This is a genomic window from Actinoplanes sp. NBRC 101535 (genome assembly GCF_030269225.1).
Taxonomy (GTDB): Bacteria; Actinomycetota; Actinomycetes; order Mycobacteriales; family Micromonosporaceae; genus Actinoplanes; species Actinoplanes rectilineatus.
The window spans coordinates 565941-589691 of sequence record NZ_BSSY01000004.1 but is presented as its reverse complement, the minus strand read 5'-3'; the positions used below and the strand labels follow the sequence as shown (position 1 = coordinate 589691).

At 72.6% G+C, this 23751-nt stretch carries 17 protein-coding genes; 6 read left to right on the top strand and 11 right to left on the bottom strand.

Going from position 1 to position 23751, the window contains the following annotated elements; all coding sequences use genetic code 11:
- Positions 1–174: 174 nt before the first annotated feature.
- From QSK32_RS14570 to QSK32_RS14560, 3 genes are all read right to left on the bottom strand, one after another.
- Positions 175–2904 (bottom strand): helix-turn-helix transcriptional regulator, encoded by a 2730-nt coding sequence (locus QSK32_RS14570; RefSeq protein ID WP_285472212.1) that lies wholly within the window; start codon positions 2902–2904, stop codon positions 175–177.
- 152 nt (positions 2905–3056) lie between these two features.
- Positions 3057–4004 carry a helix-turn-helix domain-containing protein gene (locus QSK32_RS14565; protein WP_045739580.1) on the bottom strand — a complete coding sequence of 316 codons (948 nt, stop codon included), beginning with the start codon at positions 4002–4004 and terminating at the stop codon, positions 3057–3059.
- Positions 4005–4239: 235 nt separating this feature from the next.
- On the bottom strand, positions 4240–4995 hold the full coding sequence (locus tag QSK32_RS14560) for a hypothetical protein (RefSeq protein WP_157410654.1): 756 nt from the start codon (positions 4993–4995) through the stop codon (positions 4240–4242).
- Between the two features lie 433 nt (positions 4996–5428).
- On the opposite strand from QSK32_RS14560, the gene QSK32_RS14555 reads away from it, so the two are divergent.
- On the top strand, positions 5429–6031 hold the full coding sequence (locus tag QSK32_RS14555; RefSeq protein ID WP_045739582.1) for a TetR/AcrR family transcriptional regulator: 603 nt from the start codon (positions 5429–5431) through the stop codon (positions 6029–6031).
- Here QSK32_RS14555 and QSK32_RS14550 read toward each other — a convergent pair.
- Positions 6028–7020, bottom strand: a complete 993-nt coding sequence (locus QSK32_RS14550; RefSeq protein ID WP_285472211.1) for an aldo/keto reductase — start codon at positions 7018–7020, stop codon at positions 6028–6030. The genes QSK32_RS14555 and QSK32_RS14550 overlap by 4 nt on opposite strands.
- A gap of 35 nt (positions 7021–7055) precedes the next feature.
- On the opposite strand from QSK32_RS14550, the gene QSK32_RS14545 reads away from it, so the two are divergent.
- The 3 genes from QSK32_RS14545 (at position 7056) to QSK32_RS14535 (ending at position 15466) form a co-directional block, all read left to right on the top strand.
- Positions 7056–7775 (top strand): MBL fold metallo-hydrolase, encoded by a 720-nt coding sequence (locus tag QSK32_RS14545; protein WP_285472210.1) that lies wholly within the window; start codon positions 7056–7058, stop codon positions 7773–7775.
- A gap of 191 nt (positions 7776–7966) precedes the next feature.
- Positions 7967–10267 carry a putative bifunctional diguanylate cyclase/phosphodiesterase gene (locus QSK32_RS14540; RefSeq protein ID WP_052720036.1) on the top strand — a complete coding sequence of 767 codons (2301 nt, stop codon included), beginning with the start codon at positions 7967–7969 and terminating at the stop codon, positions 10265–10267.
- A gap of 78 nt (positions 10268–10345) precedes the next feature.
- Positions 10346–15466, top strand: coding sequence for a diguanylate cyclase (locus tag QSK32_RS14535; protein WP_285472209.1), 5121 nt, complete (start codon positions 10346–10348; stop codon positions 15464–15466).
- A 181-nt stretch (positions 15467–15647) separates the two neighbouring features.
- On the opposite strand, the gene QSK32_RS14530 is transcribed toward QSK32_RS14535, so the two are convergent.
- On the bottom strand, positions 15648–16469 hold the full coding sequence (locus QSK32_RS14530) for a M15 family metallopeptidase (protein ID WP_285472208.1): 822 nt from the start codon (positions 16467–16469) through the stop codon (positions 15648–15650).
- Between the two features lie 119 nt (positions 16470–16588).
- Here QSK32_RS14530 and QSK32_RS14525 point away from each other — a divergent pair, with 119 nt between their 5' ends.
- Positions 16589–16771 carry a hypothetical protein gene (locus QSK32_RS14525; RefSeq protein WP_045739586.1) on the top strand — a complete coding sequence of 61 codons (183 nt, stop codon included), beginning with the start codon at positions 16589–16591 and terminating at the stop codon, positions 16769–16771.
- A 58-nt stretch (positions 16772–16829) separates the two neighbouring features.
- Here the strand turns inward: QSK32_RS14525 and QSK32_RS14520 are convergent, their stop codons facing one another.
- A complete protein-coding gene (locus QSK32_RS14520; RefSeq protein WP_045739587.1) occupies positions 16830–17978 on the bottom strand; it encodes an AI-2E family transporter in 1149 nt (382 codons plus the stop codon).
- 90 nt (positions 17979–18068) lie between these two features.
- Between QSK32_RS14520 and QSK32_RS14515 the strand changes: the two genes are divergently transcribed.
- Positions 18069–18836 (top strand): SAM-dependent methyltransferase, encoded by a 768-nt coding sequence (locus QSK32_RS14515; protein ID WP_045739588.1) that lies wholly within the window; start codon positions 18069–18071, stop codon positions 18834–18836.
- A 403-nt stretch (positions 18837–19239) separates the two neighbouring features.
- Here QSK32_RS14515 and QSK32_RS14510 read toward each other — a convergent pair whose 3' ends face one another.
- From QSK32_RS14510 to QSK32_RS14490, 5 genes are all read right to left on the bottom strand, one after another.
- Complete coding sequence (locus QSK32_RS14510) at positions 19240–19434, bottom strand: hypothetical protein (RefSeq protein ID WP_045739589.1); 195 nt, start codon at positions 19432–19434, stop codon at positions 19240–19242.
- A gap of 113 nt (positions 19435–19547) precedes the next feature.
- Positions 19548–20735, bottom strand: a complete 1188-nt coding sequence (locus QSK32_RS14505; protein WP_285472207.1) for a polysaccharide biosynthesis protein — start codon at positions 20733–20735, stop codon at positions 19548–19550.
- Positions 20699–21724 carry an NAD-dependent epimerase/dehydratase family protein gene (locus tag QSK32_RS14500; protein WP_285472206.1) on the bottom strand — a complete coding sequence of 342 codons (1026 nt, stop codon included), beginning with the start codon at positions 21722–21724 and terminating at the stop codon, positions 20699–20701. The genes QSK32_RS14505 and QSK32_RS14500 overlap by 37 nt, the downstream gene beginning before the upstream one ends.
- A complete protein-coding gene (locus QSK32_RS14495) occupies positions 21721–22512 on the bottom strand; it encodes a glycosyltransferase family 2 protein (protein WP_045739592.1) in 792 nt (263 codons plus the stop codon). Before QSK32_RS14495 ends, QSK32_RS14500 begins: the two co-directional genes overlap by 4 nt.
- Entirely contained in the window at positions 22509–23708 is a 1200-nt protein-coding gene (locus QSK32_RS14490; RefSeq protein WP_285472205.1) for a nucleotide sugar dehydrogenase, read from the bottom strand. The genes QSK32_RS14495 and QSK32_RS14490 overlap by 4 nt, the downstream gene beginning before the upstream one ends.
- Positions 23709–23751: the final 43 nt, after the last annotated feature.

Below are 23751 nucleotides of genomic sequence, written 5' to 3'. Positions count from 1 at the left end.
GGGGGAGTACAGGTTCGGGGGAAGATCAACGATGCCGTGACATCACCCGAACCGGCAAATCTCGTGGGCGTATCGGCTGAGTCTTGCTTCGCCCGTCCTTTTTGTTAACGCCCCTGGCCGCTGATGTCGACGTCGCGTATCTGCCACTTCCGCCCTGTTCGCGCCCGCCCTGGTTCAGTCGTGCAGGTGGGCGGGGAGCTGCCGGCGGGAGGAGACGTCCAGCTTGCGGTACACCTTCCGCAGGTGGTGGTCGACCGTGTTCGCGCTCAGGTAGAGCTGGGCGGCGATCTCGCTGTTCGTCGCACCGGCCGCCGCCAGCTGGGCGATCGTCTGCTCCTGCGGTGTGAGCCCTTCCCGCGAGGAGGACGCCGAGGCGGCGGCCAGCTCCTGGCGGGCACGCGTGGCGAACGCGGTGGCGCCCATCTCCTCGAACATCGCCACCGCCGTGGCCAGAGGGATCCGGGCGTCGCTGCGGCGTCTGCGGCGGCGCAGCCACTCGCCGTGGAGCAGGTGTGCCCGGGCCAGGTCGGCGCGGGCCGGTGTCCCGGTGAGCAGGGCGATCGCCCGTTCGTGCAGCGGCTCGGCCCCGGCGGACAGCAGGGCCTGCGCGCGGGCCAGCACCCCCAGCGACCAGGGGGTGCCGGCGGCGGTGGCCCGGACGGTGAGAGTGGCCAGGGCGCGATCGGCGAGGACCCGGTCGCCGCTGCGGACGGCGGCCTCGACGAGGTCGGGGAGGACCCGCGAATGCAGACCGAGGGCGTCCGCCTCGAACACGTCGCGGGCCACGTCCCGGGCCCGCGCGTAGTCGCCCCGCCCGAGCGCCAGCACCACCGTGCTCAGCCGGGTCAGCGACTGCAGCGACCCGGATCCGATCCAGCCGGCCGCCTCCATCGTGGCCGCGAGTTCGGCCTCGGGGGACTCGTGGGACGTGCTCGTGGCGCGCCACGCGGGCAGTCCGGGATGGCGGTGGATCGCCTCCAGCTGGGCGGTCCGGCCGATGGCCGCGCGGACCTGTGCACTTTCGGTCAGGAGCTGTTCGGCGGCGGTGATGTCGCCGAGCTGGACCTCCACGGTGGCGGCGCAGTACAGGGCGGTCACCAGTTGCCACAGGGCGCCGGTCTCCCGGGCCGCCGTGATCACCCGCTGCCAGAGGGCGCGATGCGGTTCGGGGTCCCACCGCACGATGTCCAGGACACTTCCGGTCAGGTGGTGACGCAGCACCTCCGCGGCGGGCACGGCCGGGTCGCGCAGCACCGCGCCGGCCCGGCGGAGCACCGGGACGGCGTGTTCGCAGCCGTCGACGGCGGCCGTGGCGAACGCCGCCAGCAGCAGCCCGGGGAGGTCGTCACCGGGGATCCGCCGGGCCAGCGCGGCGATGTCGGCGGGGGTGGCGTCGCGGATCAGGTGGCCGGCCTGCACGGCGTGTTCGGCGGCCTCCAGAAGGGCCTCGCGGGCCAGGCGCGGGTCGGTGCCGGCCAGGGCGCGTGCGGCGTGCAGACAGGTCACGGACCCTTTGGCGTACGCGTCCGCGCCACCGGCCATGACCAGTGCCTTGGCGCGTAACGGATAGGTGTGCGGGATCTGCTCGGCACCGGGCGGGACGGTCTCGAGCAGCCGCAACGTCTGGGTGGGCGCACCCGCGGCGAGGGCGGCCCCGGCGGCGGCGAGCACCCGCGGAACCCGGGACGGCCCGTCCGGGGTGAGCTCGGCCGCCCGGGTCAGAAACGCGGCCCGGGCGATCGCCCCGCCCCGCGCCGCCGCATGATCAGAAGCGGTCACCAATCCTGCCGCCACGGTCTCGTCGGTGCCCGGACAGGCGGCGGCGAGATGCCACGCGCGCAGGTCGGCGTCGCCGGGCCGGGTGGTCGCGGCGGCCAGCGCGGAATGCACCGCCCGGCGGCGCGATCCGGCCGCGCCACTGTAGATCGCGGACCGGGCGAGCGGCTCCCGGAACGCAAGCAGACCCGCGGCCCGGGAGCGGACTTCGGGCGACAGACCCAGCGCGGTCGCGGCCGCCGCGATCCGGGCGGCGTCATCGTTCGGTTCGGCGGCGGCCACCAGCAGCCAGGTCCGGATGTCGTCGGGCAGGTCGCGGATCTGCTGCCGGTAGTGCTGTTCGAGCCGGCTGCCGACCGGAAGCGGATCCGGCAGCGACTGGGCGCCGATCAACTGGTCCGGGGTCAGCTCCCGGCTCAGATCGATCAGGGCCAGAGGATTGCCGCCGGTGGCCGTGACGAGACGGGCCGCCACCCGCTGGTCGAGGGGTCCGGTGACGGTGGCACGCAACAGGTCCCGGGCATCGTCCTCGGCGAGACCGCGCAGCTCCACGACCACCGTCGGCGGAGGACCGGCGCCGGTCAGCGGATCGCGGGTGGCCACCAGCAGACCGGGAACGGCGGCACGCAGGACCGCGAGTGACTCCGGATCGGCCCACTGGGCGTCGTCGACACAGCACAGGACCGGTTGCTCGCCGTCCGGCCCGTCGAACCCGTCCGGCCCGCTCGGCCCGTCGAACACGTCCGGCCCGCTCGGCCCGTCGAACACGCCCGGCCCGTCGAACAGGGCCGCCGTGGCCCGGACGATCGCCGCGAAATCGGGACGGGGCCCCTCGGCGAGACCGACCGCCCGCCGCAGCGCCACCCGGTGCACCGGCGCGAGGGTGTCCACCACGGTCAGATGGGGGATCAACAGGCGGTGCAGGACGGCGTACCCGAAATCGGCCTCCGCCTCCACCCCCGCGACCCGCAGCAGGCGCACCCCCGACACCGTCCCGGCGAACTCGTCGAGCAGCGCCGTCTTGCCGGTGCCCGGATCACCCCGCAGCACCAGCACGCCTCTCCGGCCCGCACGCAGACTCTCGGCGAACCGCCGGAGTGCGCGGCTCTCGTCGATCCGCCCCCGCACGAGGCCGAACCTAACGACGGACGGCCCGCCCCGGACCGGCCCTGCCCGCACACCATCCGGCCCACCGTGCACCGGCCCGGATCCGACGCCCGGCCCACCGTGCAGCGGCCTGGACTTTCAGTGCCCGGCTGACCGTTCGCCGGCCCGGATCCTCAGTGCCCGGCCTGCCGGAACCGGGCCGGGGTGGTGCCGTAACGGGCCCGGAACCGTCGCGTGAAATGGGTCGGATCGCGGAAGCCCCAGGCGAGCGCGACGGCCGCGACCGGCCGCCGCTGCTGGTCCGGGCGCAGCAGGTCGCCGCGGGCGCCGCGCAGCCGCTCGTTGATGATCCACTGTTCGAGGCTGAGACCGGCCTCCGCGCAGACCTTGTAGAGCTGCCGCACCGACACGTTGTGGGCCGCCGCGATCCGGGCCGCGTCCAGTTCCGGATCGTTCAGGTGCCGTCGGGCGTACGCGCGGACCCGGCTCAGCAGGGTCTCCTCCCGGACCCGCCGGGACTCCGGTCCGCCGGCCGCCGAGGCGAGCAGCGCCCTGACCAGGTCCACGCTCGCCGTCGCGACGGTCGGGGCGGTGGTGCCGCCGGTGATCCGGGCCGGATCGCGCGCCAGGTGGGTGATGTGACCGGCGACCAGCGGGTACAGCGGACTGGCCGGCAGCCGGCCGAGAGCCCGGCGGATCACGTCGGCGGGCAGGTCGAGCCGGTCGATCGGGAACTGCAGACAGCCGGCCGCGCCGTCGCCCGACCAGGAGTAGTCGTAGGCACCGGCCAGATCCACCGCGAGGAGCTCGCCGGCCGGGGTGATGCGCTGCTCGGCGTACTGTTCCAGGCGGCCCACGCCGTGGCGCTGCACGGACAGCGCGATCACCGGCATGACGTCCTGCCGGGCCTGCCGGGCGGTACGCAACAGGCGCAGACCGGCCGACCGGGCGGTGAAGACGGTCCCGTCGCCGAGGTCCCACACCTCCAGCCTGGTCCGGATCGGGCCGGCCGGATCCTCGTGGATCACGTGACAGGGCGCGGACGCGTACAGCATGGCGGTGTGCACCGCCTCGGCCCGGTCGCCTTCCGGAAGCCCCGCGGTGTCAAGTACGAACCCCATGGCCGTTCCCCGTCGCCCTCAACCGTGTGTCCCCTGTGCACGGTAGCCGCCGAGTGTTTCCCCAGGGGAACCGAGCGCGTTGGACACGTCTCGTGGCCAGGCCGCGAACCCGTCCGCGTGGTGACTTCAGGCGCGCTGGCCGCCCGAAGTCACCACGCTGGTGGTGGGGTGTGGTGATTTGAGGCGCGCTGGGCGCCTGAAGTCACCACGCGGACGCTGACCACGAAACGTGTGCCTAGAAGGTTCTGTCGCGGGGCAGCTCGGGGCGGGCCGGGGCGAGCCCGTCCGGCGGCACCCGGTCGTGGTCGCGCAGCCAGCGTTCGACCGAGGGCCAGTGCCAGAGCGAGGTCTCCGGAACCGGCGACGGGAAGTCCTCGCTGGACCGCCAGCGGTCGGCCGCCGCGATGCCGGCCCGGGCCCGGACGGCCACCTCGTGCAGGGTCACCAGCGACGCGTCGTCGCCGGCCCGCCGGTCCACGGTGGCCCAGACGGCGACCTGCGGCTCCTCCCAGCCGCGGGCGGCGAGCACGGTCAGTTCCCGGCAGGCCTGCCGCATCGCGTCGCGCAGCCGGTCCCGGTTCATCTCGATGGTGTCCCACACCGCGGCCCGGGCGGCCTGGATGCTGCCGAAGTCGCCGAGGTGGCCCAGCCCGTACGGCCGGGTGCCGACCTCGGCCGACCAGGTCCCGCGGTGTCCGGGCCGGACGGTTCCGGTGGTCAGCGAGGTGAACTCGGGCACCCGCACCGGAGAGCCGCACTCGCCGGCCAGGCGGCAGGCGGTGAGCACCTCGGCGACCGGGGTGGGCCGGGTGGACCGGGCTGTCGCCGCCACGTGCGCGGTCAGCCGGCCGGCGGGGGTGAGCCGCGACCACCACAGCTCCCGCATCCGGTCCAGCGCCTCGTCCACCGCGGACACCGGGGCGACCTCGGCGGCCAGGCCGGTGATCTCCCGGAGCAGGGCTCCGGCGGTCGGGTCGTCGGGTCGCGGCACGGACACCACCTCACGGTCGGTTCGGTCGGGGCCTTTCAGCATGACCGTCCGGACCATCGGCGGATGTCCCTTCCGGTGACGGGATCTGTCCGGTGTCCGACGGTGCGGTGGATCGAAGAAGACGACCGTGGCGTGACGATCACGTGACCCGATCCGGGGGTAGTCTCCTGCTGGCACGTCGATACTCATCAGTGATCATTAGTTGGCTATGGATAGGCATCGTGAATGGAAAGAGTGGGCGGCGGCAACCGGGATCTAGTACGCGACGGCACGTCGGCGCCATGAGTCCGGGACGCTGCCCGTTCCCCGCCTACCGGATCGGTCGCCCGATCACGGTCGGAGAGCCGGTCGCCGTCGTGACCGATGACACCCCACCGGAAGGCGGGGCTGCCGACCGTGTGCTCATCAGAGCGTACTGAAAGGTAACGGACACGTGCCGAAGATCGTCGATCACGATCAGCGCCGGAACGAGATCGTCGAGGCCTTTCTCGCGGTGGTCGCCCGGGACGGGCTGCCCGCCGCCACCAGCCGGGCGATAGCAGCCGAGCTCGGCATGGGTGCCGGCGCCCTCTGGCACTACTTCGACGGGTTCGACGCGGTGGCAGCCGGGGCGTTCCACCGGATCACCGATCGGACCAACGACCGGATCGCCGCCGCGACGGCGTCCCGGCGGGGGCTGGCGGCGCTCGACGCGGCTCTCCGCGAGATCCTGCCGCTGGAGAAGGAGACCCGCGACGAGGCGCACGTCGTCGTCGGTTTCTGGGGGCGGATGGCCGCCAACGACACGATGCCCGTCATCAACGACGTCGTCGAGGACCAGTGGCGCGGCATGCTGCGCGACCGGCTGGCCGAGGCGGTGGAGGACGGCGACATCGACCCGGCCGTGCCGTACGACGAGGTCATCGACGTGCTGCTCTCCATCGCGCTCGCCCAGCAGGTGCACGCGGTGATGGGCTCACCGCTGTCCGAGCCGGCCCGGCAGCTGGCGATGATCGACCACTGTCTGCGGCCCTGGCGGCGTGCGGCCCGGTCTTAACGTCCGGTCAGCCGCTCCTGGGCCGCCGGATAGCGGTCGCCGACCACCTCGACCTGCGTGGCGGCCCGTTCGATCGCGGCCAGGTCGGTCTCGGAGAGGGCCAGGTCGGCGGCGCCCAGATTCTCCTCCAGGCGTTCGAGTTTGCGGGTGCCCGGGATCGGCACGATCCACGGCCGCTGCGCGAGCAACCAGGCGAGCGCGACCTGCGCCCGGGTCGCCCCGAGGCCCTCGGCGACGGTGCCGATCAGGTCGACAAGCTCCTGGTTGGCCGCCCGCGCCTCGGCACCGAACCGGGGCAGGCCGTTGCGCATGTCGCCCTCGGCGAAGGCGGTGTCCGTGGTGATCGCGCCGGTCAGGAAGCCGCGGCCGAGCGGGCTGAACGGGACCAGGCCGATGCCCAGTTCGGCGAGTGTGCCGAGGAGTTCCCGCTCGGGCTGACGCCACCACAGCGAGTACTCGTTCTGCACGGCGGTGACCGGCTGGACGGCGTGCGCCCGGCGGACCGTGGCGGCGGCCGCCTCGGACATCCCGAAGTGGCGCACCTTGCCCGCCGTGATCAGCTCCCGGACCGTCCCGGCGACGTCCTCGATCGGCACGTCCGGGTCGACCCGGTGCTGGTAGAACAGGTCGATCGTGTCGGTGCGCAGCCGCCGCAGCGAGGCCTCGGCCACCGCCCGGATGTTCTCCGGCCGGCTGTTCACCGCGCCGGGCACCTGGCCGCCGTCGGCGTCGAAGGCGAACCCGAACTTGGTGGCGATCACGACCTGGTCGCGGACCGGGGCCAGGGCCTCGCCGACCAGTTCCTCGTTGACGAACGGCCCGTACACCTCGGCGGTGTCGACGAGCGTGACGCCGCGGTCCACGGCGGCCCGGAGCAGGGCGATGTTCTCGGCGCGGCTCGGGCCGGGCCCGTAGCCGTGGCTCATGCCCATGGCGCCGAAGCCGATCGCGGAGACTTCGAGGCCGTTGCCCAGTGTGCGTATCTGCATGCCCGCTACGCTACGTCCCGCGCTATCCATGAAGGATGAACCGAAGACTGCTTCTCACGGCCGGTTCCGGAGTTCTCGGGGTGGCCGTCCTGAACACCGTCACCGGGTGCGGGTCGTCCCCGTCGTCGACGTCGCCGGCCGCGCCGGAGACGTCGGTCCCGGCCGAGGCCGGGCTGGGTGACTGGCACCGGGCCGACCTGTCGTTCGTCTCCGCCTGGATCCTGGTCCGCGGCGGTGAGGCGGCCGTCGTCGACACCGGCACCCCCGGTTCCGGGCCGGCGATCGAGGCCGCCCTCAAGGCCGCCGGCAGCGGCTGGGACCGGGTACGCCACCTGATCCTCACCCACCAGCACCAGGATCACGCCGGTGGGCTCGCCGAGATCGTGCCCTCGCTCTCCGCGAAGCTGTACGCCGGCGGCGAGGACGTCGCCTCGATCGTCTCGGACGTGGCGCTGACGCCGGTCGCGGACGGCGACGACATCTTCGGCCTGCGGGTCGTCGGCACCCCGGGGCACACCCTCGGGCACATCTCCCTCTTCGAGCCGGCCACCGGCGTGCTGGTGGCCGGGGACGCGCTGCGCAACCAGAACGGGCTGGAGGGTTCCGCACCGGAGTACACCGCGGACGCCACCCAGGCCGTCGCGTCGGTGAGGAAACTGGCCGGCCTGCCGGTGCGGGTGATCCTTCCCGGGCACGGGGATCCGCTGACCTCGGGCGCCGCGGACACCCTGCAGAAACTGGCCGCCACCCTGTGACCTCCGGACCCGGGCCGGAACCTCGCGGATGGGGGCGGTGAGACGGGCGGGGCGGGTGGGGACGTGCTTCACCGCGTACCCCGGAAAAAGCGGAAGGGAAAGTCCTGGCATGTGCCCCCGCGGGGTCTCGGCTGTGGGACGTTCGGCTATCGGGACATCGTCGAGGCGTCGGGAGAGCGGGAGGCGGGCCGGTGCCGATTTCGCTGCGCGGCGGCGACCCGGAGCGGGCCGGGGCGCAGCCGGACCGGCGTGATCGGCTGTGGCACGCCGTTCTGCTGACGGCCGGGCTGGTCGCCATCGGCGTGCCGCTGCTGGCGCCGGAGATGCGGATGGTGGCCTACCTGCCGGTGGTGGCGGTCGCGCTCGGTGCGGTGGTCACCGGGACGCGGCGTCCACGGATCGGCCCGCGCTGGCCGTGGTGGGTGATGGGCGCCGCGATGGTCTGCTCGGCGGTGGCCGGCGGATTCCCGGACTACACCGACGGCGTCGACGTGCTGCACGTGGTGATGTGCCTGCTGTTCACGATGGGGTTGCTGGGCCTGCCGGGCGGCCGTGAGTGGTCCGGCCTGACCGAGGCCGGGATCGTGCTGTGCACCGGCGCGGCCCTGGAGTGGGTGTTCCTCTACGACCCGCTGGTGCACGACCGGACCGCGACGCCGGCCGCCGAGAACACCATCGTCTATCCGATGCTGGATCTGCTGGTGCTCGGCGCGGTGGTCCGGCTGATCGTGGTCCGCGGCGGCCTGAACCGTGCGGAGATGGAGTTGGCCACCGCGGCGACCGTGCTCACCGCGGCCGACGTGATCTTCTTCGTGTCGGCGGTGACCGGCGAGTCGGGCGGGCCGGCCTGGAGCACGGTGGGCTGGCTGTTCGGGTTCCTGCTGGTCGGGACGGCGGCGCTGCGGCCGGAGGACACCGAGCAGCCGGGCGCGGATCAGGGCCGCCCGCACGGCTGGCGGACCGTGCTGGCCAACATCGTGCTGGTGCTGATCGGCCCGGTGGTGACGGTGTACCTGCTGATCACCGAGAACGACGGCGAGGACTTCGACAAGATGGACGTCCTGTTGCCGATGGGGTCGACCGGGCTCACCGCGGTGCTGCTGGTGATCCGGCTCAGCCACACGACGGCGCTGGCCTACCAGCAGACCGCCCGGCTGCGGCAGGCGGTCCGGGAACAGGCCGGCCTGCAGGAGACGCTGAGCCATCAGGCCTCGCACGACGCGCTGACCGGCCTGCCGAACCGGCAGACGATGAAGGGCCTGATCGCCGACGTCGCGACCGGCCGGACCGGAGGCGCGTTCCTGCTGCTCGGCCTGGACGGTTTCAAGGACGTCAACGAACGGCTCGGCCATCCGATCGGCGACGCGCTGCTGATCGAGGTGGCCGCCCGGCTGAGTGCCGCCACCCGCGACGGTGAGACGGCGGCCCGGCTGGGCGGTGACGAGTTCGCGCTGCTGCTGCCGGGCAGCACCGCGGAGAACGCGGCGCTGCGGGCCGAGGCGCTGCTCGGTGAGCTGCGCCGTCCGGTGCTGGCCGGCAGTCAGTCGCTGCGGCCGAGCGCGAGCATCGGGGTCCGCGGCTTCGCGCCGGCCTCCGACTCGGTGCACATCCTCAGCGACGCCGACCTGGCCCTGTACGCGGCCAAGTCGGCGGGCAAGGACCAGGTCGCGGTCTTCGACCCGGCGATGCGCGAGGAGCAGGCCGAACGGATCCGCCTGCTGGACCGGCTGGGCGCGGCGCTGGACGCGGACGAGTTCGCCGTGCACTACCAGCCGATCGTCGCGCTGGAGGGCGGCACGGTCGTCGGCGTGGAGGCACTGGTGCGCTGGTTCCCGCCCGGGCAGAAGCCGGTCGGGCCGGACCGGTTCATCCCGGCCGCGGAGGACAGCGGCCTGATCATCGCGCTGGGTGAGTGGGTGCTGCGCCAGGCCTGCCGGGACGCCGTGGCCTGGCACCGCCGGTGGGGGACCGGGGTGTCGGTGAACGTGTCGCCGCGCCAGCTCGCCGACCCGGCGTTCACCGTGAAGGCGCTGGGCGCTCTGCGCGACAGCGGCCTGCCGGCCACCGCGCTCACCGTGGAGATCACCGAGGGGGTGCTGGTGCGGTCGGGTGCGCACGCCCAGCAGGCGATCGCCCATCTTCAGGCGCTGCGCGCCGAGGGGGTACGCGTAGCGATCGACGACTTCGGCACCGGCTACTCGTCGCTGGCGTACCTGCGGGACCTGCCGATCGATGTGCTGAAGGTGGACCGCGCGTTCATGCCGGAGGACGGCGCCGACACGTCCCAGCTGGCCCTGGTCCGCACGATCGTCGACCTGGCCCGCAGCATGGGCCTGGTGACGGTGGCCGAGGGGGTCGAGACCCCGGTGCAGGCCGACCTGCTGCGGGTGCTCGGCTGCACCCGCGGTCAGGGCTACTACTTCGCCCGGCCGGTCTCCGGCCCCGACCTGGAGGCGATGCTGACCGCGGCCGAATTGGCCCATGCGGGGTAGAACGAGCCCTGGAACGTTCAGTTCGCGCCGGACCCGGCCGAACAGGAGGGTGACGCCGGAATCGGAATGAGTGTGCGGGTGACGGAGACGGGCCGGGCGCGGGCACCGGAGCTGACCGACCTGGAGGTCGTCGACGAGCTGGGCCGGGGCGCCTTCACGACGGTGCACCGGGCGGTCCACGACGGTTGCTGGTACGCGGTCAAGCGCCCTCTCGCCGACCCCGACGAGTACCCGGCGATCCTGGCCTCCTTCCACCGCGAGGCCGCCCTGCTGGCCTGCGCCGCCGACCCGGGGGTCGTCGAGGCGCACGCGTCCGGCCTGCTCGACGGAGTGCCCGCGCTGGTCCTGGAACACCTGCCCGGCGGTTCGCTCGCCGACCAGCTGGGCGCCGGGGCACCGACCGAGGAGCGGGTGGTGGCGCTGGCCGCCCAGCTGGCCCGTGCCCTGGCCGCCGCGCACCGGGCCGGCCTGGTGCACCGCGACGTCAAACCCGGCAACATCATGATCGCCGCCGACGGCGCCGCAAAACTGATCGACTTCGGTCTGGCCCAGCTCGGCCGGCCCGCCGACCCGGCCGGCGACCGGGCGGTCGGCACCTTCCTGTACGCCTCCCCGGAACAGTCCGGCATGCTCAAACGCCCGGTCGACGGGCGATCCGACCTGTACTCGCTCGGCGTGGTCCTCTACGAATGCCTGACCGGGCGTCTGCCGTTCGAGTCGTCCGACGTGGGGGAGCTGCTGCGCCTGCACCTGACCGCGCCGGTACCGGACCCGGCCGTGCTGCGTCCCGGCCTCGCGCCCGCGCTGGCCGAGGTGGTGCTGCGCCTGCTGCAGAAGGACCCGGACGACCGCTACCCGGACGCCGCCGCCCTCCTCGACGGCCTGCGCGCCTGCCCCGGCGGTTCGGCCGAGGACCGTCCGGCCGCCGCCACCTGGCCGCTGATCGGCCGGTCCGCGGAACGGGACCGGCTGGCCCGGCGCTGGGAACGGGCCCGGGCCGGGCACGGCGGGATGGCGGTGCTGCGCGGCCGTCCCGGCGCCGGCCGGACCCGGCTCGCCGAACAGGTCGCCGCGGACGCCGGTGACGTGCCGGTGCTCTGGGCGACGTGCCGGCCGGACGAGACCCAGCCGCTGGCCGCGGTCCGTGAGGCGGTCCAGGCCTGGGAGTCCCGGGTACGCCGCCTGCCCGCCGCCCGTCGCGCCGAGGCCGAGTCACGGCTGGCCGCGGCGGAGGCCACCGGCGGTCCGGCCCTGACCGGCGGGCTGCACGGCGGACGCGACGAGAACGTCATCGCGGCGTACGTCGCGTACCTCGCTGACCTGGCCCGCGGCTCCGGCGGCCTGCTGCTGGTCCTCGACGACGCGCACCTGCTCGACCCCAGCAGCCGCGGCCTGCTCAGCGAACTCGCCCCCGAACTGGCCGGGCTGCCGCTGCTGGTGCTGCTCACCGAGAACGGGGACTCGCCGGTCGCCGCCGAGGTCGCCACCGCCGGCCTGCTCGAGGTGGCCTGCCCGCCGCTGGCCCCGGTGGACGTCGCCGACCTGGTCGCCTCCCGGCTGCCCGGCGCCCGGGTCCCCGCCGAACTGGCCCGGCACGTGCTGGCCCGCTCGGACGGCCTGCCGCTGACCGCCGTCGGATATCTGGAACGGCTGCTCGACGCCGGCCTGCTCACCCCGCTCTGGGGTGAGTGGCTGCTGGACACCGCCGGCGCCGACGCACTGCCCAGCGGATCCGGGCTGCGTGACCTGATCGCCGTCCGGCTGACCGGGCTGCCCGAGGCGATCCTGGACTGCCTCACCGCGGCCGCGGTCGCCGGCACCCGGTTCCGTCCGGAGATACTCACCGCGGTGTCCGGACGCGGCGCCGACGAGGTACTGGCCGCCCTGGTCGTCGGCGTGGACCGGCACATGCTGGAACCGCGGCCCGGCGGGCGGTACGGGTTCGTCCACCCCCGTCTGCGGGCGGTCCTGCTCGACCGTCTCGGCCCGGACGAGCTGTGCCGGATGCACGCGGCGCTGGCCGTCGCGCTGTCCGCCCTGCCCGAGGGGGAACGGGACGCGGGGCACGCGTACGCGGTGGCCCGCCACTACCGGCAGGCCGGCGACGCGGTCCCGGACGAGGACCGCCGGCGCAGTGCCGCCACGGCCGGGTTGCGGGCGCTCGCCGACCAGGCCGCCACCGAGGCGATCGGGTACCTGTGCGAGGCCGTCGACGGCGATCCGGCGCCGGGCACCGAGCTGCTGCACGCGCTGGCGCGGGCCTACCTGCGGGCCGGCCGGGTCACCGAGGCCGCCGAGGTGCTGGACCGGGCCCTGGGCGGCGAGACCGACCGGCTGCGGCGGGCCCGGCTGCTGACCACCCGGATCGAGTTGCTGCACACCGTCTGGGACGACGAACAGGCTCTGGACGCGGTACGCGACGCGCTGCGTGAACTGGGCCGCCCGATGCCGGGGCGCAGCCTGCTGCTCCTGCTCACCACCGTGATCATCTCGGTCGCGGGTGGGCTGGTCCGGCGTACCCGGCTGCTGTACGGCTCGGTCCGCGGCCGGCAGCGGGCCCACCTGGAGGCGATGACCGCCGTGCTGGACGCCGGCGGGTACGCCGCCGCGGTCGGTGGACGCCTGCGCGAAGCGGGCATCCTCGCCCTGCGCGCCCTGTACGCGGTGAACCGTCTCGGCCCCAGCCCCCAATACGTCCGTGTCTACGCCCTCGTCGGGTACGTGGCGATGGTCGCCGGGCTGCGCCGCAGCGGCGAACGGCGGGTGGCCCGCGCCGCCACGGTCGCCGCCGCGCTCGGCGATCCGGCCCTCGGCGCCTACGTGGAGTGGATGCGCGGCTGCGGCATGCTCTTCGGCGGCCACGACGACGGCGCCGCCTGGGACCGCACCATCACCCGCAACGCCCGCTGGTACTCCCCGGCCCAGCTGATCCCCGGCCACTCGGCGCTCGGCCTGCGGTTCCTGCTGCGCGGGTACCACACCGAGGCGATCCGGGAACACGAGCGCGGCATGCGGGCGCTGAGCGACCCGAGCCTGGCACTCGGCACCGGGCTGGGCATCCTCAGCGTGATGATCCCGGCGTACCAGGGACGTTTCGGGGCGGCGGCGGAAGCCCTCGAACGGATGCGGACCTCGTTCCCGGACGGCACCGGCACCCGGGTGCAGCGGGCCAACATCCTCACCGCGGCCGCCTGCCTGCTCCTCGAACAGGGCGAACTCGGCCCACCGTTCGAGGACGTGATCGCCGGCTTCGACGCCATCGCCCGGCAGGGCGATCTGATGCCGCAACACAAGTGGACGTACGCGTTCAAGACGCACGCCCGCCTCGTGCAACTGCGCTACGCCCCGGACGAGGAACGCCCGCAGCGGCTGGCCGCGGTCCGCGACGCCGTCCGGGAGCTCGGCCGGGCCGGCGGGTCACCGCTGCTCCAGGCCACCCACCTGGCCGCGAAAGCGTCGCTCTTCCAGGCCCTCGGTGACCCGCGGCGCACGATCCGGACCGCCGACGAGGCCGACCGGATGACCCGGGAACTGGACGCGCCCCTGCTCCAGTACGAACTGATGAAGATCCGGGCCCGGGCGATGCGGACCATCGGCCTGACCGCCGAATCCGACCGGCAGGCCCGCGCCGCCCTCACCCTGGCCGGGTTCTACGGCTGGGAGCAGCGCCGCCGCCAGGTCCGCACCGAGTTCGGCGTCGACGACGGCGGCGCGCACCGCCGCACCGTCGTCGGCGGCCGCACGGTCGACGCCGGGCGTAACCGCCGGCTGGAGGCGTTGCAGGAGGTCGGTGCGGCCGCCGCGACCATCCTCGAACCGCAGCAGCTGGCCCGGGTCGCCCTCGACGAGATGCTGCGCATCCTCGGCGCCGAACGTGCGCTCTACTTCCTGCTCGACGACGACGGCGAACCGGTCCGCTTCGCCGGGCGCGACGCCACCGGGGACCTGCCCGAGACGGTCGGGCACGCGTACTCGCTGGTCCGCCGGGTCGTCGAGATCGGCGAACCGATCGTGGTCAGCGGCACCGACCAGGGCGAGGTGGTCGGCTCCCGCAGCGCCGTCGAACACGGTCTGCGCAGCATCCTGGTCGCCCCGGTGCAGTTCAAGGGCCGCCTCGCCGGGGTCGTCTACCTGGACAGCCGCCTCGCCAAAGGGGTGTTCACCGACGACGACGTGGAGGTGCTCACCTCGATGAGCAGCCACGTCGCCGTCTCCCTGGAGACCGCCCGCGCCGCCCAGCTGCACCTGGTCGTGCAGGCCGCCCAGCAGCAGCAGGCCCTCGCCGAGATGCTGCAGGCGAGCCTCGCCGAACTGACCGCGATCCTGGAACCCGACCAGGTGCTGCGCCACCTCTGCGGGACGCTGCGTACCCAGCTCAACGCGGACACCGGCTTCATGATCGGCACGGACGGCACGGTCTTCGAGATCTTCGGGGACGCGATGGACGAGTTCGTCGGCATCCAGATCGAGGTGCCGGAGACCAGCGGCGACACCCCGGTCCTGCTGGACGCCTCCGGGCCGTGGGCGCCGGTCCTGCTGGGTGCGCCCACGGTGCTGGCCGTGCCGCTGCGCGGCCGGGGCGTCGACGTCGGGCTCGTCCTGTTCGGCGGGGTCGGGCTCGACGACACCTCCCGCCAGGTGGCCGCGGCACTGGCGGGCCAGGGCATGATCGCGTACGAGAACGCGCGGTTGTTCAGCCGTGTCCAGGAACTGGCGACCACCGACGAGTTGACCGGCCAGCACAACCGGCGGCACTTCTATGCGATCGGCGGCGCGATGGTGCTGACGGCGATCCGCAACAACCGGCGGGTGGCCGCGGCGATGCTGGACATCGACAAGTTCAAGGCGATCAACGACACGTACGGGCACGGCGTCGGCGACGAGGTGATCCGCGAGGTGGCCGGCCGGGTCAGCGGCCGGCTGCGCCACTCCGACGTGTTCGGCCGCTACGGTGGCGAGGAGTTCGCGGTCGTCCTGCCCGACCACGACGGGCAGGCCGAGGAGGTCGCCGAACGGATGCGCTCGGCCATCTCCAACGAGCCGATCCCGACGCAGGCTGGCCCGCTGCCGGTGACGATCAGCGTCGGGCTGACCGGTCTGCAGCCCGGCGACCAGTCCCTCGACGAACTGCTGGCCCGGGCCGACCACGCGCTCTACCAGGCCAAAGAGGCCGGCCGCAACCGGGTCGTCTCCAGCTGACCGCATCGGCTCAGTGGCGGCTTCCGTCCTCGGGCGCGGTCCAGCCGGAGGACCGGATCCACGTGGGCAGGTCCCAGACGGCCGGCTCGATCGCCGTCACCGCCGCGAAGTCCGACGGGTAGGCGGCCGCCGCGACGGACCTCGCTCGGATTCCGCCGCTCGCGGCGCGGAGGTGCCGTTCTCAGAGGTCGTTCGGGCTGAAGTGCATGTAGTCCTTCAGCGTCTTCCAGCGGCCACCCCAGTAGAAGCCGTTGTCGGTGAAGGCGGCCACCGCGCCGTCCCCGTGGAGCATGCCGGGCAGGTACTGGTCGCGGGGGATCCACGGCTCGCTGCGGGGCGGGTCCAGGTAGTCGCCGCGGATCATCGGGTTCTGGCGCGGGTTCACGTCGATCGCCCGTCCGTAGGAGTGCTGCGACCAGCGGGTCGTTCCGGCGACGTAGCGGCACTCGTACCCGCTGGTCAGAATGCTCTTGTCGGTGAGGCCGGGCATGTTGACCGAGGCGGGCTGCATGACCAGGATCGGGAACCGAAGCCGGTAGAGGGCGGCGAACGACTTGCGGGTCGCGGTCACCAGGTCGCGGTGCATGATGATCGTGCCGTCGTGGGGGACTCCGGTGAAGTCGAGGTAGCGGACCCAGATGCGCCGCAGGTCGCCTGCAGGGACGGGGCACTTCCTGGTGGGGTTGCCGTTGGCCTCCTCCGCGGTGACGGTCTCGACGCGGGAGCGCCAGGGTGGCAGCGTGCCGGCGGGTGGGGTGAGCCGCAGCAGGCCGTCGACGCTGATCAGGTCGGCGTCCGCGAGAGTGTTCCATTTTCGCAGGTCAGCGGTGCCGATGCCGTAGCGGTAGGCGATGGCGGACAGCGTGTCGCCGGGCCGGATCACGTGCGTCACGGGGGCCGCGTCGGCGCCGGCGGACCGGGTCACGGGCAGGGACGGGGCGACCGCGAGCGCTACCAGCGCCAGGGGTGGCACGACTCGGAGCAGGGATTTCCACACGATCATCGAGGGTTCCGGGCTCACGGCAGCGCGTACCCCTAAATCTTGATTTTTCATACTTGAATGGGCATCACCTCTACGCTGAAAAGTACGAGGACCGAAGCAAAACGTAGAGGAAGACAGACATGAAGAGGATCGTCTGCGTCGCGTTCGCCGCGGCCGCCGTGCTGGCTGTTCCCACCGCCGCCCAGGCCGAGGTCTCGCACGCCCGCACCAGCGGGGTCGTCCACCTCAACTGCCACGGCGACGTGGCCCCCGCGAGCTCGGACACCACCGGCGCGGCGGTGCACGCCGCCCGCGCCCTCTGACCGGAGCCGCAGAACAGGACGGACGCCAGCCGTATCGGCTGGCGTCCGTGTTCCACCGTCAGGACTTCGGGTCGTCATCCACGACAGCGGGCGTCAACTCCGGCGTGGTGTCCTCGATCGTCGGCGCCTCGGGCGGCGGAGGCGGCGAGTCGCTCAGCTGCTCGCGCAGGTAGTTCCAGAACACCGCGATCATCGCCGCCACCGGAACCGCCAGCAGACCGCCCACGATCCCGTAGAGGCTGCTGCCCAGCGTCACCGCCAGCAGCACCACAGCGGCGTGCAGGCCCAGCCCCCGGCTCTGGATCATCGGCTGGAAGACGTTCCCCTCCAGTTGCTGCACCGCGATGATGATCGCCAGCACGATCAGCGCCTTGGTCCAGCCCACGAACACCAGCGCGATCAGCACCGCGACCAGCCCGGCGAACAGCGCACCGATGATCGGGATGAACGCCGTCACGAACGTCAGCACGGCCAGCGGCAGCACCAGCGGCACGCCCACGATCCACAGGCCGATGCCGATGAACACCGCGTCGAGCAGTCCCACGAACGCCTGCGAGCGGACGAACGCCCCCAGCGTGTCCCAGCTGCGCGACGCCACCTCGGGCACGTCGGTCGACAGCCGGCCGGGCAGCTGACGGCTCAGCCAGGGCAGGAACCGCGGGCCGTCCTTGAGGAAGAAGAACATCAGGAACAGCGCGAGCAGCGTGGTGACCAGCCCGTTCACCACCGTGCTCACCCCGGTCAGGGCGGCGGTGGCGATGCTGCCGACGCGGGCCTGAATCTGCTCGGTGGCGGTGTCCAGATAGGCGCTGAGCTGGTCGTTGGTGATGTTCAACGGTGGTCCGGAAGCCCAGGACCGGACCGTGGAGATGCCCTCGATGACGCCGTTGGTGAGGTCCTTCGACTCGGCGGCGACCGGCGTGACGATGCCGACGATCGTGCCGGCCGCGAGGAGCAGGAAGAGCACCATGACCAGTGAGGCCGCCAGCGCCGGTGGCCAGCCGTGCCGCCTCAGGAACCGCACCGGCGGCCAGGTCAGCGTGGTCAGCAGCAGGGCGATGACCAGCGGCCAGATGATCGACCAGGCGCGTCCGAGTAGATCCAGCGTCACCCAGGTCATCAGCAGGACCAGCAACACCTGCAGGGAGATGCCGGCCGACGTGCGCAGCGCACGCCGGGACTTCCGAACGCTCACAGTGGTACCCATGCGATCACCCTAAGGAGCAACGGCCACTACCGCTTGACGGAACGCGCCGACACCTTGCGTAACGAAGCGCGCTGCAATAGAACCTTCTCCATGGCTCCCGATGAGGAACAGGCTGCGGCGCTGCAGTCCGACGTGCCACACGCGGCCCGCATGTGGAACTACTGGATGGGCGGCAAGGACAACTTCGCCGCGGACCGGGCCGCCGGTGACGCGGTCGCCCAGGTCTACCCGGAGATCGCGGTGATGGCGCGCCAGTCCCGCCGGTTCCTGATACGCGTGGTCCGGCACCTGGCCACCGAGGCCGGGATCAGCCAGTTCCTGGACATCGGCACCGGCCTGCCCACCATGCAGAACACCCACGAGGTCGCCCCGGACGCGACGGTCGTCTACGTCGACAACGATCCGCTGGTCCTGGCCTACGCCCGGGCGCTGATGGCCGGCGCGACCTATGTGCACGCGGACTACCACGATCCCGACGTGATCCTGGCCGGCGCGGCGAAGTCCCTCGACTTCAGCAAACCGATCGCGGTGATGTTCATGGGAGTGATGGGCTACGAACCCGACCTGGACCTGGTCCGTTCCCTGGTCGCGCGGATCGTCGAGAAGACCGCCCCCGGCTCCTACCTGGTCTTCTGGGACGGCACGAACACCACCCCCGAGGTCGTCGAGGGCGCCGAGAGGCTGGCCCAGTCCGGCGGCGTCCCCTACATTCTGCGCAGCCCCGAGGAGATCGCCTCGGTCTTCGAGGGCCTCGACCTGATCGAGCCCGGCGTCGTCCCGATCACCCAGTGGCGCACCGGCGACGACGACGCCACGTTCATCGACGCTTTCGGCGCGGTGGCGATCAAAACCTCGTGAGGGGGTACGCGTAACGGCCCGTTCCCGACCGCACTCGCATCGTCCTGCCTGGCCGCGGGGCGGCGGCCGCCGTCGGGGCCGGGCCGCGTCGCGCCCTCTCGCTCCCCGCCGCCGGTCACCCCAGGCGCGCCGGTCCTGCCTCGCCCCGCACCCGGCTGATCCGCGTTCGTGGTTCCGCCCGTGCGTGGCCGATCCACGGCGGCGGTCATCCGCCACCGCACCCCCGGAAGCTCGCTGGCACCCGCACCCGAAGAGCGCTGGCACCCGCACCCGAAGAGCGCTGGCACCCGCACCCGAAGAGCGGCGGTGAGCGCACCCGATCAAGGGTTCGGGTGCGACTGCCACCCCTTAACGGCCGGTGACCGTCCCCGATCACGGTTTCGGGTGCCGTCGCCGCCCCCGATCACGGTTTCGGGTGCCGTCGCCGCCCTCGATCACGGTTTCGGCGAGAACTCCCGGCGTCCCGATCGAACTCGACGATCGAGACACCTCGTTCGACTCCGAACGTCGCGTCGTCCAGGCCCTGGTCGACCAGCCGGTCCAGCTCTTCGTCGGCCGGACGGCGATTCAGCACGATGGTGAAGGTGTGTGTCGGCACCGGCCCACCTCCCGTCAGGTGACCACGCTGACACCTCGCCCCTCGCCGCCCTGGTGCAAAAGGACACCGCGGCGGTGCAAAAGTGCCCACTGAAGATGCCCGATGAGGTGCGCCTACGCGGAGCGGAACGTGGTTGCGGCGGTCAGGGCCAGCGCTGTCGCGGCCGTGACCGCCGCAGCACCCATGACGGCCGGCAGGGTGTGCGGGAGCAGCCACTCCGCGACCGCCACGAACGCGACGCCGGTCGCCCACAGCGGCGCCGACGGCCACCGCACGCCCGCCGCCACCTGGGCGTTGACCAGGACGAACACCAGCGCGTAGAGCGCACCGGTCGCCGCGAACACCGGTGCGTACCGGCCCAGCCCGGCGTAGGACGGCCCGCCCGCCAGGCTGAAGGCCAGCGGGCCGAACAGCGCCGTCGCCACGACCAGGATCGTGCCGGAGGCGGTGACCAGGGTTGCCGCGACCGCCAGGGCCCGGCGGCTGCCCTGGGCCAGGCGGGGCAGGGCCAGCACCGTCACGACCTGCGGGGCCCACAGCGCGCCTTTGGTCAGGACCGTGCCGACCGCGTACCCGCCGGAGTCGGCGGCCGGCAGCAGGTGCCGGGCCAGGAGCAGGTCGGCGTAGGAGACGAACAGCATGGCCAGCGTCGCCGATCCGGCGGTCAGGACCTGGCGCGCGGTGACGCCGGGCCGGCCGGGAGCGCCGGGGGAGCGGGTCAGCAGGGCCAGGACGGGCGGGACCAGCAGGGCGGTTGCCGCGCCGAGCAGCATCGCGCCGGTCAGGCCGAGGTTCAGCAGCAGGCCCGCGGTCAGGCCCAGGTAGCGTCCGGCGGCCAGGATCGCCATCCCGGCGGCCAGGCGGACGAACCGGGCGTCACCCTGCAACTCGCCGAGGGGACGACCGGCCAGGACTATCGCGAAGGTCTGCGCGGCGAGCAGCAGCGTCACCGGGAGCGGCAGGTCGAGCAGGGGCGACGCGACGGGGGAGAGCGCCACGACCACACCCGCGCAGAGTGTCGCGGTGAGCCATGCGATCCGGCCGGCTGCGGCGCCGGGGCTGCGGGCGCGGTGCACGGCGACGGCGATCTGCAGGCCGGTTCCGGGCACGCTCACGATCGCGGCCATCGCGAGCACGGTGGCCAGAGCGCCGAGATCAGCGGCTTCCAGCCGTCGTGCTCCTATCAGGGGTACGAGATAACCCAGAGCACTGGTGCCGAAAGAGGCGATCGCGACCGACGCCCCCGATAGCCCGGCGCGGGTGGCTAGAGCCGTCCGTCCGCGACCGCCCTGCCGATCCACGGGATCACCTCGTCGAGCATGGTGTCCAGGCTGGTGTCCGCGGTGAAGCCGAGCACCTCGCGGGCCTTGGTCACGTCCGGGACCCGCTTCGCCACGTCGTGGGCGAACGGTTCGTCGCTGGTGTGGCGGAACGGCACGTCCGGTCCTTTGACCTTGTGCCAGATCAGCTCGGCGAGTTCGAGGACGGTGGTGGACCGGGCCGTGGACAGGTTGAAGTCCTCGTTGCGGGCGGCCGGGTGTTCCATCGCGGTCACGATGCCACGGGCGAGGTCTCCGCCGTACGTGTAGTGCCGCACCTGCCCGCCGGTGCCGAGGATGTGCAGCGGGTCCTGCCCCTTGAGCACTTTCTGCACCAGGTCGGGGACGACGTGCGACATGGCGAGTTTGACGTTGCCGGAGAGGATTTCGGCCTCGCCGAGTGCCCGTCCCTCGCCGACGCCGACGCAGTTGAACGGCCGCACGATGGTGTACGGCAGTCGGTACTGGTCCCAGGCGGCCTGCGCGTAGTACTCCACGGCGAGTTTCTGGAACCCGTAGGAGGAGCGGGGCGGCGGGACGAGCCGCTGGTCACCTTCGACGCTGGGCCAGTGGTCGGTGGATTCGTACACCATCGACGACGACAGGTAGGTGACCTTCGTCAGTGTGCCGGACCGGTGTGCGGCGATCGCGGCGTCACAGGACGACGCCATGATCCGCTCGTTGGTGGCGAGCAGGTCGTACGCGTACGTGTGGAAGTAGGAGATCCCCCCGATCATGGCCGCGCCGGCGATGAAGTGGTCGCAGCCGTCGAGCAGCGCGCCGACCAGTTCCGTGTCGCGCGCGTCGCCCTCGACGAACCGGAACCGCGGGTGGGCGTCGTAGCTGTGCGCGACCGGCCCGTACTTGGAGAGGTTGTCGAGCCCGACCACCTCGTGGCCGCGGCCGAGCAGTTCCTGCACGAGGTAGCCGCCGATGAACCCGGCCGAGCCGGTGACCAGCACTCTTGTCATGCCGGGGTGTCCTCCTTGGAGCGGGCGGCGGGGGTGGCGGACAGTGCCGGCCGCCGGGCTGCCCAGCGGGTGGCGAGCCGGTCCGCGGACAGCCGGGGGCCGAACGCGAAGAAGTACCAGCGCAGGTAGCTGGGCAGGAACCGGCCGACGTCGAAGTGGGATTCGCCGAGTTGCCGGTCCAGCCAGATGGTGGGGATCTCGGCGACGGGCCGGCGCAGGCGGGTGGCTTTGGCGGTCAGTTCGATGCCGATCTCGAAGCCGGTGTTCGACTCGATGCCGACCTCGCGGACGAACGCCGTGTCGTACGCCTTGAAACTGTTCGTGGCGTCGCGGGTGCCGGCCCGGGCGAAGGTCCGCAGCGTCTTGCCGGCCCACCGGGAGGCGAGCCGTTTGAAGCGGGGCCCGCCGACCTGCTGCCCACCGGGCATGTACCGGGAGGCGGCGGCGACCACCACGCCCCGGTCGACGAGCCGGGCGAGGTCGTCGATCTGCCGCGGGTCGTCGCAGCCGTCGGCCATGGTCACCACCGCGACCGGCGCCCGGGCCGCGTCGATGCCGAACCGGATCGCGTTGGCGGGTCCTCGCCCGTACGTGTTGAGCACCGTCCGGACCCGCGGATCCTTGTCGGCCAGGGCCTGCACGTGCGGGACCGTGGTGTCCTCGGGCATGTCGTGCACGATCAGGATCTCGGCCGGCAGCAGCACCTCGCGCAGGATCCGTTCGAGGTGGCGGACGACTTCCGCGCCCTCGTTGTAGACCGGCACGACCACCGAGACCCGGGGTGTCATACCAGGACGCCCTGTCCGGTCAGGCCCCACATGTCGATCAGTGGCTTGCCGGTGGTCAGCGTCGCGTACTCCGGGTGGGGCGCCGCGATGACCAGCAGGTCGGCGCGGTCGAGCACCTCGTCGAGGGGCAGGAACCGGTCGTCGGTGACATAGGGGTCGGTGCACAGCGTCTCCCGCGCCTTGAGCGTCAGGATCTTGCGGAGTTTGTAGGCGAGGCTGTCCCGGGAGTCGTCGCTGCCGCCCTTGAACGCCATGCCCAGGATGCCGACGGTCAACCCGGCCAGGTCGAACCGGTCCTCCAGGCGGGACACCAGGTAGAGCGGCAGACCCTCGTTGATCAGCATCGCGGAGTGGCCGAGCACGAAGTTGTTCCGGTTGAACGCGGCCAGCTGCATGGTGTCCTTGAGCAGGCACGGTCCGGCGGCGAAGCCGGGCATCGGCAGGTCGGCGGCGCGCGGGTAGTCGTGGGTGACCGCGTGCCGGATCCGTTCGAAGTCGAGGCCGAAGTCGTTGGCCATCATCCAGAACTGGTTGGCGGCGGCGAACTTCAGGTAGCGCCAGGTGTTGGTGTACAGCTTGGCCAGTTCGGCCTCTTCCGGCTGGAGCCGGACGATGCCGTCGGTCAGGGTGCGGAAGAGTTTCTCGGCCCGGTCCAGAGCCTGCGGGGTACGCGCCGCGACGATCTGCGGCAGCGTGAACAGTTCCTCCATCGCCCGTCCCTCGGCGATCCGTTCCGGGCAGAACGCCACGTCGACGGTGAGTCCCCGGCTGGTCAGCAGCTTTTCGGTGAGTGCCGTGACTCCGGGGTAGACGGTGCTGCGCAGCACGACGAGCTGCCCGTCGCGCAGGTGTTCGGCGCAGCGTTCGATGGCCCGGGGGACCGCGCCCAGGTCCGGGTTGAGGTGTTCGTCGACGGGGGTGCCGACGACCACGATCAGCGCCTCGGCCTGTCCGACGCTGCTCGCCTCGGTGGTGGCCCGCAGTCGTCCGGTGGTCAGCGCCTCGGCGAGCGGGGCGGCCGCGCCGTTCTCGGCGAACGGCATCACGCCGGCGTTGACGGTCGCCACCGCGGCCGCGTCGATGTCGTAGAGCACGACGGACAGTCCGCGCGACGCCAGGGCGATGCCCAGCGGCAGGCCGACCCGGCCGCAGCCGCCGACGACGCAGATGTCGACTGTGTTGCCCGGTTGTGTCATGTCACCTCACCATCGCGCTCAGTACCGATGCCCGTGCAGGTTA

Excerpts from the sequence above, each read along its gene's own strand:
- QSK32_RS14530 (WP_285472208.1), bottom strand. The coding sequence starts at position 16,469 with ATGATCGTGTGGAAATCCCTGCTCCGAGTCGTGCCACCCCTGGCGCTG.
- QSK32_RS14490 (WP_285472205.1), bottom strand. The coding sequence starts at position 23,708 with ATGACACAACCGGGCAACACAGTCGACATCTGCGTCGTCGGCGGCTGC.
- QSK32_RS14525 (WP_045739586.1), top strand. The coding sequence starts at position 16,589 with ATGAAGAGGATCGTCTGCGTCGCGTTCGCCGCGGCCGCCGTGCTGGCT.
- QSK32_RS14515 (WP_045739588.1), top strand. The coding sequence starts at position 18,069 with ATGGCTCCCGATGAGGAACAGGCTGCGGCGCTGCAGTCCGACGTGCCA.
- QSK32_RS14500 (WP_285472206.1), bottom strand. The coding sequence starts at position 21,724 with ATGACAAGAGTGCTGGTCACCGGCTCGGCCGGGTTCATCGGCGGCTAC.
- QSK32_RS14565 (WP_045739580.1), bottom strand. The coding sequence starts at position 4,004 with ATGGGGTTCGTACTTGACACCGCGGGGCTTCCGGAAGGCGACCGGGCC.
- QSK32_RS14545 (WP_285472210.1), top strand. The coding sequence starts at position 7,056 with ATGAACCGAAGACTGCTTCTCACGGCCGGTTCCGGAGTTCTCGGGGTG.
- QSK32_RS14550 (WP_285472211.1), bottom strand. The coding sequence starts at position 7,020 with ATGCAGATACGCACACTGGGCAACGGCCTCGAAGTCTCCGCGATCGGC.
- QSK32_RS14520 (WP_045739587.1), bottom strand. The coding sequence starts at position 17,978 with ATGGGTACCACTGTGAGCGTTCGGAAGTCCCGGCGTGCGCTGCGCACG.
- QSK32_RS14495 (WP_045739592.1), bottom strand. The coding sequence starts at position 22,512 with ATGACACCCCGGGTCTCGGTGGTCGTGCCGGTCTACAACGAGGGCGCG.